Origin of the sequence: Nocardia abscessus (genome assembly GCF_015477775.1) — a bacterium.
Classification (GTDB): Bacteria; Actinomycetota; Actinomycetes; order Mycobacteriales; family Mycobacteriaceae; genus Nocardia; species Nocardia abscessus_A.
This window is the reverse complement of record NZ_JADLQO010000007.1, coordinates 38408-52248: the sequence shown is the minus strand read 5'-3', so window position 1 is coordinate 52248 and position 13841 is coordinate 38408. Positions and strand designations below refer to the sequence as shown.

Annotated in this window: 11 protein-coding genes and 1 pseudogene; 4 read left to right on the top strand and 8 right to left on the bottom strand. The window is 69.2% G+C overall.

Translation table 11 applies throughout. The features are described from left to right. Window positions 1–5: 5 nt before the first annotated feature. The 6 genes from IU450_RS19260 to IU450_RS19235 all read right to left on the bottom strand — a co-directional run bounded on the left by IU450_RS19260 (window position 6) and on the right by IU450_RS19235 (window position 7588). Entirely contained in the window at window positions 6–233 is a 228-nt protein-coding gene (locus IU450_RS19260) for a 4Fe-4S dicluster domain-containing protein (protein ID WP_039797742.1), read from the bottom strand. After that, window positions 234–989: a GntR family transcriptional regulator gene (locus IU450_RS19255; RefSeq protein WP_043690139.1), complete on the bottom strand. Its 756-nt coding sequence runs from the start codon at window positions 987–989 to the stop codon at window positions 234–236. 236 nt (window positions 990–1225) lie between these two features. Continuing rightward, window positions 1226–2221 carry a 1-aminocyclopropane-1-carboxylate deaminase/D-cysteine desulfhydrase gene (locus IU450_RS19250; protein ID WP_195151145.1) on the bottom strand — a complete coding sequence of 332 codons (996 nt, stop codon included), beginning with the start codon at window positions 2219–2221 and terminating at the stop codon, window positions 1226–1228. Next, complete coding sequence (locus tag IU450_RS19245; protein ID WP_324197730.1) at window positions 2218–2829, bottom strand: QsdR family transcriptional regulator; 612 nt, start codon at window positions 2827–2829, stop codon at window positions 2218–2220. The genes IU450_RS19250 and IU450_RS19245 overlap by 4 nt, the downstream gene beginning before the upstream one ends. A 46-nt stretch (window positions 2830–2875) precedes the next feature. Beyond that, window positions 2876–4669 (bottom strand): acyl-CoA dehydrogenase, encoded by a 1794-nt coding sequence (locus IU450_RS19240; protein ID WP_195151143.1) that lies wholly within the window; start codon window positions 4667–4669, stop codon window positions 2876–2878. An 81-nt stretch (window positions 4670–4750) separates the two neighbouring features. Continuing rightward, window positions 4751–7588: a helix-turn-helix transcriptional regulator gene (locus tag IU450_RS19235; RefSeq protein WP_195151142.1), complete on the bottom strand. Its 2838-nt coding sequence runs from the start codon at window positions 7586–7588 to the stop codon at window positions 4751–4753. Between the two features lie 180 nt (window positions 7589–7768). Here IU450_RS19235 and IU450_RS19230 point away from each other — a divergent pair, with 180 nt between their 5' ends. Then, window positions 7769–8926 (top strand): epoxide hydrolase family protein, encoded by a 1158-nt coding sequence (locus IU450_RS19230; protein ID WP_195151141.1) that lies wholly within the window; start codon window positions 7769–7771, stop codon window positions 8924–8926. Here IU450_RS19230 and IU450_RS19225 read toward each other — a convergent pair. Both IU450_RS19225 and IU450_RS19220 read right to left on the bottom strand, forming a co-directional pair. Further along, a pseudogene (locus tag IU450_RS19225) lies at window positions 8842–9429 on the bottom strand (NADAR family protein). The gene IU450_RS19230 and the pseudogene IU450_RS19225 sit on opposite strands and share 85 nt — an antisense overlap. Window positions 9430–9573: 144 nt before the next feature. Continuing rightward, entirely contained in the window at window positions 9574–11118 is a 1545-nt protein-coding gene (locus IU450_RS19220; RefSeq protein ID WP_195151140.1) for an MFS transporter, read from the bottom strand. A gap of 75 nt (window positions 11119–11193) precedes the next feature. On the opposite strand from IU450_RS19220, the gene IU450_RS19215 reads away from it, so the two are divergent. The 3 genes from IU450_RS19215 (at window position 11194) to IU450_RS19205 (ending at window position 13696) form a co-directional block, all read left to right on the top strand. Continuing rightward, window positions 11194–12135 (top strand): LysR family transcriptional regulator, encoded by a 942-nt coding sequence (locus IU450_RS19215; RefSeq protein WP_195151139.1) that lies wholly within the window; start codon window positions 11194–11196, stop codon window positions 12133–12135. Window positions 12136–12366: 231 nt separating this feature from the next. After that, complete coding sequence (locus IU450_RS19210; RefSeq protein ID WP_195151138.1) at window positions 12367–12756, top strand: hypothetical protein; 390 nt, start codon at window positions 12367–12369, stop codon at window positions 12754–12756. 4 nt (window positions 12757–12760) lie between these two features. Further along, on the top strand, window positions 12761–13696 hold the full coding sequence (locus IU450_RS19205) for an NAD-dependent epimerase/dehydratase family protein (RefSeq protein ID WP_195151137.1): 936 nt from the start codon (window positions 12761–12763) through the stop codon (window positions 13694–13696). The last annotated feature ends 145 nt before the right edge of the window (window positions 13697–13841 follow it).

The window sequence follows — 13841 nt, the reverse complement described above, 5'->3', positions numbered from 1 at the left end:
CCAGATCAGCGGAGCAGGTAGGGCATATTGACGGTGACGGCGCCGGTGGGGCAGCGGGCCGCGCACGGACCGCAGTACCAGCACTCGTCCACGTGCATGAAGGCCTTGCCGTTCTCGGGATTGATGGCCAGCGAGTCGAGCGGGCAGATCTCGACGCACAGCGTGCATCCCTGGATACACAGCGACTCGTCGATGGTGACGGGGATGTCGGCGCGCTGATTCACGAGTGCCATCTAGAGGACCTTCCATTCGGGAGTGCTGCGGGTCAGGCTGCCGCGCATGGTGATGCGGTCGCCGCGCATGCGGATGTACTCGAGGTCGACCGGTCGGCCGTCGTCGAGCCGGGTCAGTCGTTCCAGCATCAGCAGCGGCGCGCCGCCGGGGACGTCGAGGGTGGAGGCGGTGTGCGGGTCGGCGGGCACCGCTTCCAAGGCGAGGTCGGCCGAGCCGAGCGAGTGGCCGCTGATGCGTTCCAGCAGGACGAAGACGTCGGTGTGCTCGAGGTCGTGGCCGAGTACCTCGGTGCCGATGTCGGGCACGAGGTAGGTCAGGTCGAGGCTCAGCGGCAGATCCGCGAGGTAGCGCAGGCGCTCCAGGTAGACCACGCGCTCGCCCGGTGCGAGACCGAGCCTGCGGGCCACGGCGGGCGGTGCGGCGACGTGCATCGCCGCGCGCACCTCGTTGCGTACGGTGCCGTGGCCCTTGAAGGTCTCCTGCAAGCCGAGCAGCGCGTCGAGTCCGTGGTCGTATTTGCGGGTGGCCACCCGGGTGCCCACCTTGGGCGCCCGGTCGATCAAACCCTCGTCCTTCAACAGCGCCAAGGCGTCGCGGACGGTATTGCGCGAGGCGCCGTATTCGGCGGCGAGTTCCTGTTCGCTCGGCAGCGCGCCGTCGAAGGCGCCCGCGTGCAGTTGGTGGCGCAGGATGTCGGCCACCCGCCGCGCCTGATCGGCGCGCAATTGGCGCACCGGCGTGGGTTCCGCTGCCACTTTCTCCGCCTTACTGTCGCTGACCTGCACGAATAGCGACGATAACGGGGGTGGGGTCGCGCATTTGCCCGCGTCGGCGCCGAGAAAAATCAGGGGATGTTATTGCGCCGGGCGCTTCGCGGCCCGACCTGGCGATATGCGCGGCGGTCCGGCCAATACGCCACGTGGGACCCGGGCGGCCGAATTTCGATCACAGCGATTCGAAAACGGGGCCGCGCGGCCTGTGCGGTGCGTATCTACGGTCGCGGACCGTAAGTATTGAGGAACACCACCGGCCCCGCGCCGAAGACGCCTGCCTCGTCCAGCGACAGCAGCGCGGCGAGCGCTTTGGCGGTGTAGACGGTCTCCAGGTGCAGTCCGGCCTCTTCGGCGCGCTGCTCGGCTTCCCGGGCGGCGGGCGTGGTGTGGCCGTAGCCGGGGCCGAGCCAATCGGTGGTCATCGTGACGTCCTCGGGCCGCAGCTCGATCGGCGCGAAACGCGCTCCGCGGGCGCGCAGCAGGTGCTCGGTCCGTCCGGCGAGGCGGACGACGTGCTTCGCGTCGAGGGGGAGCGCGTCGTTGACGACGACGCCGACGACGCGCGTGCGCAGCCCGGCCAGCCGCAGGCCGAGTGCGAGACCGGCGGCGGTTCCGCCGGATCCGACGGCGGTGACGATGTGCTGTGGTTCGGGGAGTTCACCCGCGGCGACCTGCGCCGCGAGTTCACACGCCGCCTCGACGTAGCCCAGGGCGCCGACCGGCGAGGACCCGCCCGCGGGCAGGAGGTACGGGCGCTTGCCCGCGCGGATGCGGCGCAGATACAGCCACGGCGCCGCGAGGATCGTGCGCAGTTTGCTGTGCGTGAAATACAAAGTGGCGCCGGAGTTCTCCAGTCGCCGCAGCTGCGCGCGCACATGGTCGTCGACCGGCTGGTCGACCAGGGCGAGCGTGGTATCGATGCCGTGGGCGCGGCCGTACAAGGCGGTGGCGAGTCCCCAGTTGGTTCCGGTGCCGCCGACCGTGAGGATGGTGCGCGCACCGCGTCGCCGCGCCTCCGGCAGCAGCCATTCCAGCTTGCGGACCTTGTTGCCGCCCCATCCGCCGTCGCCGTATCCGCTCTCGTCCTTGCACCACAGGTCGGCCGTGGTGCCGAGGTCGCAGCGGCGTACCGGCGTCGGAGCGGTGCCGAGGCGGACGAACGGCAGCGTGTCGGCCAGCTCGGGAAAACGCTCGTGCAGCCGCGCCCCGGTCACGGCGTGATCGCCTCGGGGATGCCCAGCAGCGCCGCCTGGACCTCGTGCAGCCGGTCGACGTCGCCGCGGATGCCCGCGACGTTGTCGTTGTACAGGAACGCCTCGCCGAGCCGGACCAGCGCGTAGGCCAGCAGCGCCGGTTCCAGCGGCGGGTCGTAGCCGTCCTCCTCCGTGGCACGGACGATCAGCTCCCGGACCGTGCCGACGACCAACGGTTGCACCGGGCCGTCGCTCGCGGTCAGGATGCGCAACCCGGACAGCGGCTCGTTCTCGAAGTAGCGCCGGAACGGTTCGTTGTCGGTCATCCAGCGGTTCGCCCGGTACAGCACGTCCAGGATGCGGCGCGCGCCGGTGGAGCGGCGGCGGGCGTCGGCGCGGGTGAGCAGCGCCTCGAACTCCCCGGCCAGGACCGCACCGAGCACCCCGTCGCGGGAGCCGAACCAGCGGTAGACCGACGCGCGGCTGAGCCCGAGCTGTCCGGCGATCGCCTGGATGTCCACGCGCTCACCGGCCAGGAACGCCCGGCGCGCGAGCTCGATGACCTGTTCCCTGGTCGCGGAGGCCGGTCGGCCGGGAGGGCGGGTGGTCCGCTGACTGGAATCGATCACCGCGGAATGATACATCTTCGGTAAGGTGTATCGAAACGGGCTGTGTTCAGAACCAGGCGTCCTGCATCTGCAGGGTAGTCGTGTCCAGCCTGGCGAGCAGATCCAGTGCCGGTGCGGTCTTGGGCAATTCGAAACGGTAGAAGTATCGGGCCGCGTGTCGCTTGCCGTCGTAGAAATCGCCGGTACGGTCCGCGGCGGCGCGGAACTGTTCCAGCCAGATCCAGGCCAGGACGGTGTGCCCGAACGCTTCCAGATACACCGAGCTGTTGGCCAGCGCGGCCTCGATGTCGCCGGAGGCGAACAGCCCCGCGGTCACCTCGACCAGTCGCCGCCACGCCGAATCCAGTTGTGCGGCGAGTTCGGCGGCCTCGCCGCCCGCCGCCCGCGCAGCGGTGACGGTGGCGTCGACCCTGGACCCGAGCGCGAGCAAGCTGGCGCCACCCTGCTGGGTCACCTTGCGTCCCAGCAGGTCCAAGCCCTGAATGCCGTGCGTGCCCTCGTGGATCGGGTTGAGCCGGTTGTCCCGGTAGTGCTGCTCGACGTTGTATTCGCGGGTGTAGCCGTAGCCGCCGAGCACCTGGATCGCGAGGCTGTTGGCCTCCAGGCACCACTGCGAGGGCCAGCTCTTGGCGATCGGGGTCAGGATGTCCAGTAGCAGGGTGATCGCGCGGCGGTCGTCTTCGGAGTCGGCGGTGCGCTGTTCGTCGACCAGCCGCGCGCAGTAGAGCACCAGCGCCAAGGCGCCTTCGGCATAGGACTTCTGCGCCAGCAACATGCGCTTCACGTCGGCGTGCTCGATGATCGGCCGCTGCGGCGCGGACGGGTCGGCGGGGAGCTTGGCGCGGCCCTGCGTGCGCGTGCGGGCGTAGTCGAGCGACTCGAGGTATCCGGTGTAGCCGAGCGCGGTGGCGACCAGGCCGACGCCGATGCGCGCCTCGTTCATCATGTGGAACATGTAGGTCAACCCGCGATGCTGCTCGCCCACCAGGTAGCCGACCGCGCCGGGCGCGCCACCCGGCGTCCAGCGGCCCTCGCCGAAATTCAGCACGGTGTTGACCGTGCCGCGGAAGCCCATCTTGTGGTTGAGCCCGGCCAGCGCGACGTCGTTGCGTTCGCCGATCGTGCCGTCGTCGCCGACCAGGAACCGGGGCACGACGAACAGCGAGATGCCCTTGGTGCCCGCCGGTCCGCCGGGAATCTTGGCCAGCACCAGGTGCACGATGTTCTCGCCGAGTTCGTGATCGCCGCCCGAGATCCACATCTTGGTGCCGAACAGGCGGTACGTGCCGTCACCCTGCGGTTCGGCGCGGGTGACGATGTCGGCCAGCGACGAACCGGCCTGGGGCTCCGACAGGCACATGGTGCCGAAGAAGCGGCCCGCGAGCATGGGCTCGACGAATTTCTCGACATGCTCCGGACCATGGGCGATGAGCAGATTCGCGTTGGCCACGGTGAGGAACGGGTAGCCCGCGGTGCCCGGGTTGGCCGCCTGGAACCAGGCATAGCTCGCCTGCGCGACGGTCGCGGGCAGCTGTGCGCCGCCGAGTTCGTAATCCATTGCGGCCGAGGGCAGTCCCGCCTTGGCGAAGGCGGCCAGGGCTTGCCCGACCTCCGGGATGATGGTCACCCGTTCGCCGTCGAAGGTGGGTTCGTTGGCGTCGTTGAGCTTGTTGTGCGGCGCGAAGTACTTGGTGGCCAGCTGCTCGCTGAGGTCGAGCACGGCGTCGAAGGTCTCCCGCGAGTGCTCAGCATACCGCTCGCGCTTGGTGAGCCCCTCGACGTCCAGCCACTCGTAGAGCAGGAAATCGAGATCGCGCCGGGACAGCAAGGTCGACCGCATCAGCCCGTCCTTTCGAGACATGTTCGACCTACTGTATCTTACGGATCGGTCGCCGGGTGTCGGAGCGGTATTCCACGGGGGTCATCCCTCGGACTCCAGCAATCCGCGTTTCCGCGCGGTCGCCGCCGCCTCGGTGCGGCTGGACGCGCCGAGCTTGGTGAGGATGCGCGAGATGTGCACGCCCGCGGTGTTGGCGCTGATGAACAGCTCGGCCGCGATCTGGCGGTTGCTCGCGCCCGTTGACACCAGCCGCAGCACGTCGAGCTCTCGCGGGGTGAGGCCCGCGGTGCTCGCGGGCTGGGCCGCGGCCGGCCGGTCCCCGGGTTCGGCGAGCACGATCCCGGCGCGGTCGGCGAGCTGCCTTGCTTGCTGGGCGAGTGGTGCCGCCGCCAATTCGTCCGCCAGCTCGAGAACGGATCGCAGTGCGTCGCGCGCTGCCGCGCGATCGCCCGCGGCAAGTTCCGCTTCCCCGGCTTCGAGCAGGCTGCGCGCCAGCTCGTACGGCTGTCGCAGGGTGCGCCAGGAAGACACCGCCGCGGCCCAGTCGGCGGCACGGCCACTGCGCACCGCGTGGCAGGAATCCCGGTATGCGGCGTCGACCGCGGTGATCACCGGCAGCTTGGCGGTGACGGAGCCGAGAACCATCGGAGCGCAACGCGTTCGGGCGACCGCGTCGGCCAGCGCCCACCCCTCGTGATGGTGCGCGGCCAGATCGTCGGCGGCCAGCGTGGCCGCGCCGATCTCGGCGGCGCGCCGCGGGTTGCCTGCCGCGCGCGCGATCTCGGATTGCACGGTGTGCAGCTGGATCTGGTACTGCCTGGCCCAGCGGCGATCTCCGAGCAAGGGCTGTGCGGTCGCCGCGCTCGTCGCCGCGGCGTCCGCGTCGCCGCGCGCCAGCATGATCCTGGCATGGCACAGCAGCAGCGCGGCGGTGCTCAACGGCGGTAACCGCTCGGTCAGCGATTCATCGATGAGATCGAGTGCCTGGTTCCAGCGACCGAGGGCGGTGAGCGCCTGAGCCCATTTGACCAGCAGGATCGGTGCGGCCTCGGCGAATCGATAGGTCTCGTGGGCGGCCCGGAGCCCCTGCTGGATCGCGGCGACGGCGGCCTCGTAGGCGCCTGCCGACACCAGCAGCGCCGACTCCCACAGCACCACCGTCAGCAGCGTCCCCGGATCCCCAGCGGCCTTCGCAGCGGCGTGCGCCCGTTCGAAATGCGCCACGGCGACTTCCCTGCGATCCGCGGTGGCCAGCCCGAGATATGCGTAGGCGCGCGCGGTCAGCGGCCCGGCCCCGAGCTGCTCGGCCACCTCGACGGCGGCGCGTGCATCGTTCTCGGCGGCAGCCGTCGCACCGCTGAACACGCGCGCCGCGGCGAGTTCGGCCAGCACCTCGCCGCGCAGCAGGGTCGGCCGGTCCGGCGGGAGGTATGCCAGCGCCGCGAGCAGGTCGTCTTCGCCGCCGCCGCTGCTCTGATTGCGCAATCCGGCGCGGTAGTGATGCAGCCGGGCGGCGCGCTCCGGGTCGGTCGCCGCATCGATGGCCGCCAGCGCCTCGTCGGCCGCGGTGATCCCGCGCTCGACAACGCCGCCGCGATAGCACGCCGCCACGACTGCTTCCACGACATCGATCCGGTCGGCGTCCACTCGGCTCGCCGCTTCCGGCACTCGATCCCACAGTTCGAGCACCTGGTCCAGGTGTCGCACCTGGACGCGTTGTGCGCCGATGCTTTCCGCGTCCGCGGCCGCATCCCACGCGGCCTCCAGTGCCAGCGCAAACTCACCGGCGGCGTACGCGTGGTATGCCAGCTCCCCGTTGGGGCAGTGATCCTGATCGCGGTTACGGCACGCGAGCAATGCGCGGGAAAGTCTGGTGTGCAGTCCTTTTCGTTCCGCCGGCAGTAGGTCGTCATAGACGGCATCGCGGATGAGGACGTGCCGGAACTCGTAGCCGGTGCCGGTGGGCGTCAGTAGCCGCTGATCGACCAGCTTGTGCAAGGCTGCGGTGAGCGCATCCTCGGCGAGATCGGAGGCGGCGGCCAGCAGGGAGTGCCGCACCGGTGACCCGGCCGCCGCCGCGAGCCGCAACACCGATGCGGCCTGCTCGGGCAGGTCGGACAGATACCCGAGCAGAAGCTCCGACAGCTCGGCGGGCGTGGCCCCGGGTGCGGGACCGAGTGCCTCGACGAACAGCGGAATGCCCTTGCTGCGTTCGAAGACTCGCGCGATCGTCCCCGCTTCCGGCTCCCGGCCGCGTAGCGCGGCCAGCTGCCTGCCCACCTCGTGCCTGGTCAGCGGCGGCGGAGTCAGCAGGAGGACACCTTGGTCGCGGCGCAGACCCGCGACCAGCTTGCGCAGCGGTCCGGAATCGGCAGGCCGGTAGGTGCCGACCAAGAACAAATCTTCCCGGGCGAGGTTGGCCACCAGGAAAGCGAGCAGTTCCAGGCCGGCCTCGTCGGCCCAATGCAGATCTTCCAGCACCACCACCAGGGGTTTGGTCATCGAGAACTGTTCCAGCACGGTCAGGATCTCGCCGAACAACCGGATCCGGTCGGTTTCGGGCTCCGCCGCGCCCGTCCGCGCGGCCAGTTCGGGAAGCCAGCGCCCCAGCGCGGGTTCGGATTTCGGAAGCAGCGCCGCGAGTCCCTCCACGCCCTGCTCGCGCAGCAGCGCGCGCATGACCGCCACGAACGGAGTGAACGGCAGCCCCCTCGCGCCGAACTCCGGACACCGTCCGGACAATACCGCCGTGCGGGCGCCGAGCCGCGTCGTGAACTCCGCGACCAGCCGAGACTTGCCGATGCCCGCTTCACCGCCGACCAGCACGGTATGAACCGCCGGATCCCGATAGGCGTCCTGCAATGCCGCGAGTTCGGCGGCCCGCCCCACGAAGGCGCCGCATACGGGAAGGCTGACCACGGCGCGATCATGCCCGTACCGCGCCCTCGGCGCCAGCCGCGAGTGGTGCACCACGGAGAGTTCTTCTCGGCCGATGCCGCAGTGAGGTGCCACTCGCGGGTTCGGTGCCGAGGGGGCTGCCTGCGAAATAACGAATTGTCGTGATTCGCGGGGCCCCTCTTTACCCGAAATATCTATGGCATGACGAGCACCGAGATTCGCCCCTTTCGTATCGACATTCCGCAGGCTGACCTGGACGATCTGCGCCTGCGCGTGGCCCGCACCCGTTGGATCGATGATCTGCCCGGCACCGGCTGGAAACGTGGTGTGCCGACTGCCTACCTGAAGGGCCTGGCCGGCTACTGGGCCGAGAAGTTCGACTGGCGCGCGGCGGAGGCGGAGCTGAACGCCTATCCGCAGTCCTGCACCACCATCGCCGGACAGAACGTGCACTTCCTGCACGTGCGCTCGGCCCAGGATGACGCCACCCCGTTGTTGCTGCTGCACGGCTGGCCCAGTTCGGTGGCCGACTTCCGCGATGTGATCGGCCCGCTCATCGACCCGGCCGCGCACGGCGTCCCCGACGCGCCGGCCTTCCACCTGGTCATCCCCTCGCTGCCCGGTCACGGTTTCTCCGGCCCGATCACCGAGCCCGGCTGGAACGACGGCCGGATCGCCGCGGTGCTCGCCGAACTCATGGCCCGCCTCGGCTACGACCGCTACGGCGTGCAGGGCGGCGACCACGGCGCCTTCATCGCCCCGGCCCTGGGACGGATCGACGCCGAGCACGTACTCGGCGTGCACGTCAACGCGCTGGTCACGTTTCCCACCGGTGACCCCGCCGATATGGCCGCGCTCACCGACGCGGAAAGGGTTCGGCTCGGCGCGATGAAGAAGTTCCAGGACGACGGCTCGGCCTACATGAATCTGAAGGGCTCACGCCCGAACACCATCGCCCAGTTGCTCGCCGATTCCCCGGCCGGCCAGCTCGGCTGGATTGTGGAGAAGTACCGCGAGTGGACCGATCAGTCGCACGACCTGCCCGAACAGGCCGTCGACATCGATCGCCTGCTGACCACGGTGAGCATCTACTGGTTCACCGACACCGCCCGCAGCGTCGCGAACCTCTACTACGAGCGCTTTCACGATGCGACCATGTTCGCCCCGAAGCCGAAGGGCACCGTGCCGACCGGCGTGGCGGTATTCAAGGACGGCGACTACGCCATCCGCCGCTTCGCCGAGCGGGCACACGCCATCACCCACTGGTCGGAGTTCTACTCCGGCGGGCATTTCCCGGCGCTCGAGACGCCGGACCTGCTGATCGGCGACATCCGCGAGTTCTTCCACACGCTCGGCTGAAGATTCAATCCCTGCCATTGGGCCGGATCTTCGATGCGTGGATCGTCGGCGGTCAGGCCGACACCCCAGACCCGGTCGACCGGACTGGCTTCGATGAGCACGCGGTCATTGGTATTCAGCAGGAAGCGGCGGAGCTCGTCGTGTTGGCCGAACTTGGCGATGCTTCCGGCGGTCACGATCTAGCGGTGCGTCTCCCACAGGGTTTCATCGAATCCCGTGATCCTTCGCCCCAACGACTTCGCCTCACTCGGGTGCTCGGCTCCCAGCACTTGCTCTGCGATGGCCAAATCACCGAACAACATCGCCTTTCTCCACATCATGTAGTGCTCGGCCGATTCGAAGGTCGTTCCGTCGACAGTGAACTCCGCGGGCCACCACTGGCTCAGGCATCTGGCTCCGATCGTCCCGTCCTTGCGCGGCTGGTGCCCCCAGAACGGCAGATATTTCACTCGCTCACCGGTGGCCAGATATTCGATCAACTCGGTGACACTACGCGTCTGCATCCTGGTAAGTCTGGTGACGAGCACTCCGGACCGCACTCGAATTACCGTTGGCGGGCAACGGCATCGGTAATTCGCGCACCAGTGCTATCAGCAGCCACGGTCTCGCATCCGCGCCGGAAACCGTGGCTGGTCGCACCCGGCGCGTCAGCCCGTGTGATCGGCTGTATCAGGTGAGGACGCCTTCGCACGCCGGGACAGCAGCGACTGCAGTACGACGAGTCCACCGAGCACGAGCACGGTCACGCCGATCACCCGCAGCCCGGCCTCTGTGCCCGAGACGAACGCGGTGACGACATCGTGGGCGCGGTCAGGTGCGGTGGCGGCAAGGGCTTGGGCCACCGTGTGCGGGTCGTGTCCCGCGCGGATGTCCGGCGGTAGCGCGGCGACGAACCGCGCGGTGAGCACCGTGCCGATGACGGCGACACCCAAGGCGCTGCCGAATTCGCGGGTAGTGGCCTGCAATCCGGCTCCGACCCCGGCCTGATCGGGCGGCAGCGAACCGGCGATGGCTCCGGACAGCGTCGGTAGCGCCAGCGTCACACCGATTCCGGTCACGGTAAGCCATGCGGCGTATGCGAGGTAGGGCGTCTGCGTGCCGCTCGTGGACAGTCCGAGCAGCCCGCAGCCGACGAACCCGAATGCCAGTCCGACGGTCGCGTCGAGGCCGATGCGCTGTGACAGGCGTCCGACGTGCCGAGCGCCGAGAATGATCGGGACGGTCACCGGGACGATGCCGAGCCCGGTCGCCAGCACGCCGAATCCCCTGCCGTACTGCAGGAACGACGCGTTGACATAGAACAGCGCGAACATGCCGAAGAAGACTGTCGTCATGCCCAGACAGGCGCTGCGCAGGCCAGGCAGCCGGAACAACCGGGGATCGAGCAGGGGATGCTCGATTTTCAGTTCGACGACCGTCCAGATGATGAACAGCACAGCGGCGCAGACGAATCCGGCGATGACGACCGCGCTGCTCCAGCCCGTTTCCGGCCCCTGGACGATGCCCAGCAGCAGCGCGACCGACGCACCGACGAGCAGCGCCGCGCCGAGTGGATCCAGGCGGCGGTCATGGCGCGGCGACACCGGGGCGACACCTACCACGAGCGCGGCGAGAACCAGCGCGATCGGCACGGCGGCGGCGAACAGCCAACGCCACGATCCGCCCGCCAGGATCGCCCCACCGCCGACGTTGCCGATGACTCCGCCGATGCCCGTCATCGACGCCCAGGTGGCGATCGTCGCACCTTTGCGTTCGGCGGGGACGGCGTGCAGCAGGACGGAAAGCGTATTGGGCAGCACGGCGGCAGCGCCGACACCGGTGATCGCACGGCCCGCCAGGAGCAGGGCGACGTTCGGCGCGCTCGCCGAGATCAGCGCGCCCACCGCGAAAAGCGTCAGGCCGACCAGCAGAACTCCCTTGCGCCCGAGGCGATCGCCGGCGGCTCCGCCTGGGATGACCAGGCAGGCGAAGACGATCACATAGGTGTCGACGATCCAGACCAGCGCCGACGCGGACGGGTGCAGTGCGCTCGCGGCGAGCATCGGGACGGCGAGGTTGATCGCGGCCACCATCCCCACGACGAGCACGACGCAGGCACACATGAGTGCGAGCAGGCCGCCCTGTGTGGCGCGACGGGGTGAGAGATCGCGTGACGACGGAGCACGATCACGAGTCAGGACAGTGAATGGCATGGCCCCGACGGTATTTACCTCGTTCTCCTCCGTGCCACGCAACTTCGGCAATCATAACTTGCGTACGATGCAACTATGCCCGAGCAGCTCGACCTGAATCTGCTGCGCGTGTTCGACGCGCTGCTCCAGGAAGGGAGTGTCACGGCGGCATCCGAGCGCCTGCATCTGTCGATCCCCGCGACCAGCCGCGCGCTGGGCCGGTTGCGTCGAGCGATGAACGACCCGATCCTGGTGCGTGCCGGTCGGGGAATGGCTCCGACGCCGTTCGCGCTGCGCACCGCGCCGCGCGTGCGGTCACTGCTCGATGAAGCGTCGGCACTGATCAGCGCCGACCGCGAGCTCGCGATCGCCGAACTCGAGCGCACCTTCACGATTCGCATCAACGACGGCGTGGCGGCGACGCTGGCGACGGCGGCGGTGGAAGCCACGGCTGCCGTCGCACCCGGCGTGGTCCTGCGCTTCGTGACAGAGGGCAGCGAAAGCGCCGAGGCCCTCCGCGACGGCTCGGTCGATCTCGACATCGGCGTCGGCGACGTCGCGGCTCCCGATATCCGGACGGCCGCGCTGTATCGCGAACGGATGGTCGGCATCGTCCGCGCCGACAGCGCGCTGGGCAGGCACCGCCGCCCGACCTTGCGGCAGCTGTGCGGGCATCCCCACATCTCGGCCTCCCGCCGTGGACGCGCGCGCGGACCACTCGACGATGCCCTCGACGCGGTGGGCCTGCAACGCCACGTCGCCGCCGTCGTTCCGACCTTCGCCGTCGCGGCGCTGCTGGTCTCCTCCAGCCGGTATGTCGGACTCGTGCCGCAGCGCCTCGCCGAACAGTACGGCCGGACCCTCGGCATTCGCTGGTTTCCCATCTCCGCGGACCTACCGGAAGTCGAAGTGCGACTGCTCTGGCACGCTCGGCTCGATGCCGACCCGGCACAGCGCTGGGTACGCGAGACGATCCGCGACGCGCTCTGCGGGCCGTTCGTCGACAACCCCGGCGGGTCCGTCCGCTCGGCCGAATGAGGATGCGTCGTGGCTGATCAGGCCAGACTCCGAGCATGACTGCCGGCCATGATGCTGCTCAGCCCTCGGGCCGACGCCCACCGCCACCGTCTTCCGATCGGTCGGCGACGTCCGCGAGTTCTTCCGCGCGGTGACCTGTCGCTCAGATCACACGCGACCACCCATCACATCCCTGCGGCCTGCCTCGTCTCCAGTTCAGTGCGGCGTTCGCGGCATGAGAAGGAGGCAACCATGAATCGCTCGGTCACTGTCGTCACGGTGGTGGCAGCGGCATCGATGCTGGGTATCGGAATCTGGTGCCGCATCGACCCGGCCGGTTTCGCCGAATGGGCCAACTGGCCCGAGCACGAACATTTCCTGCACGACGCCGGCGTCTTCCAGATCGGGATCGGGCTGATGATGATCGCCGCCTTGGCGTGGCGCGATGTCGTGTCCGTGGTGTTGGGCGGGTTCGTTGTCACCAACACCCTGCACGCGGCGAACCACGCCGTCGACGAGGGCGGCGGGCATGCCTCCGATACTTGGCTGCTGCTGCTGTTCTCGGCGATCGCCACCGTCGGCCTCGTCATCCGCCTGCGTGAACTGCGTACACGCAAGACAGCCGCCACGATCTCGAGGTGAAACCGTGAAAATCCTGCTCGCCGGCGCGACCGGCACGCTCAGCTCCGCTCTGATCCCTCAGCTGCGCTCGGCCGGCCATACCGTGCTCGGCCTCACCCGAACCCCCGCCGGCGCCGGGCGCCTCGCCGAGTCCGGTGTCCGTCCGGTGGTCGCGGACATCCTGGACGCCGGTGCGCTACGCACCGCCGTCGCGGGTCTGCGTGCGGACGCGGTGGTCCACCAGGCCACCGCGCTCACCCGGACGCCGACTCGGCATCGGGACCTGTATGCCACCGATGAGCTGCGCGACAAGGGCACCCGCAATCTGCTGCGAGCGGCGGAGACCGTCGGTGCTCGGCAATTCGTGACACAGTCGTTCTTCCTCGGTTACGGCTGGTGTGACCACGGCCCCGCTCCGCTGAGCGAGGACCATCCTTTCGCGCCCTCCGGTCACGGCCCCTTCGAGACCCATATGCGCTCGCTGCGATCCAACGAGGAACAGGTGCTCGGATACGGCGGCGTCGCACTGCGCTACGGCCTGTTCTACGGGCCGGAACCGGCGACCTGCGGGATGATGGACAGCCTGCGCCGCCGCAGGCTGCCGGTACCGCGCAAACCCGGAACACTGCACCCGATCCACATCGCCGACGCCGCCTCCGCGACGCTCGCGGCCTTGACGCGCGGCCGTCCCGGTGAGGCATACAACATCGCCGACCGGGAGCCGGTCGAAATGGGCGACTACCTCGATACTCTCGCGGCCGTGGCCGATGCCCCGCCCCCGCGCCGTATCCCTGGGTGGCTGCTGCGGGCGACGCCCTATCTGCACGCCCTGCTGGTGGGCAGCCGTATCCGGCTGGACGCCGGCAAGGCCGAGCGCGAACTCGGCTGGTCCCCGGCCTACCCGACGTATCGGGATGGCCTGTCCGCTCTCCGCGCCGCGAACGCCCCGGCCGAACGCTGATCCGCCGCCTCGCGCCACTGCTCGGCGAACCGAGCAAGCCGACGCGAACGCCATGCCTTCCCAGTGTGATTCGAATCGATGCTGTTCGGCGGCGGTGATGGTACTTTGAACGCCGAACCGGCCGGGCACGGGGGTTCTCTGACCA

Excerpts from the sequence above, each read along its gene's own strand:
- IU450_RS19260 (WP_039797742.1), bottom strand. The coding sequence starts at position 233 with ATGGCACTCGTGAATCAGCGCGCCGACATCCCCGTCACCATCGACGAG.
- IU450_RS19240 (WP_195151143.1), bottom strand. The coding sequence starts at position 4,669 with ATGCGGTCGACCTTGCTGTCCCGGCGCGATCTCGATTTCCTGCTCTAC.
- IU450_RS19230 (WP_195151141.1), top strand. The coding sequence starts at position 7,769 with ATGACGAGCACCGAGATTCGCCCCTTTCGTATCGACATTCCGCAGGCT.
- IU450_RS19220 (WP_195151140.1), bottom strand. The coding sequence starts at position 11,118 with ATGCCATTCACTGTCCTGACTCGTGATCGTGCTCCGTCGTCACGCGAT.
- IU450_RS19215 (WP_195151139.1), top strand. The coding sequence starts at position 11,194 with ATGCCCGAGCAGCTCGACCTGAATCTGCTGCGCGTGTTCGACGCGCTG.
- IU450_RS19210 (WP_195151138.1), top strand. The coding sequence starts at position 12,367 with ATGAATCGCTCGGTCACTGTCGTCACGGTGGTGGCAGCGGCATCGATG.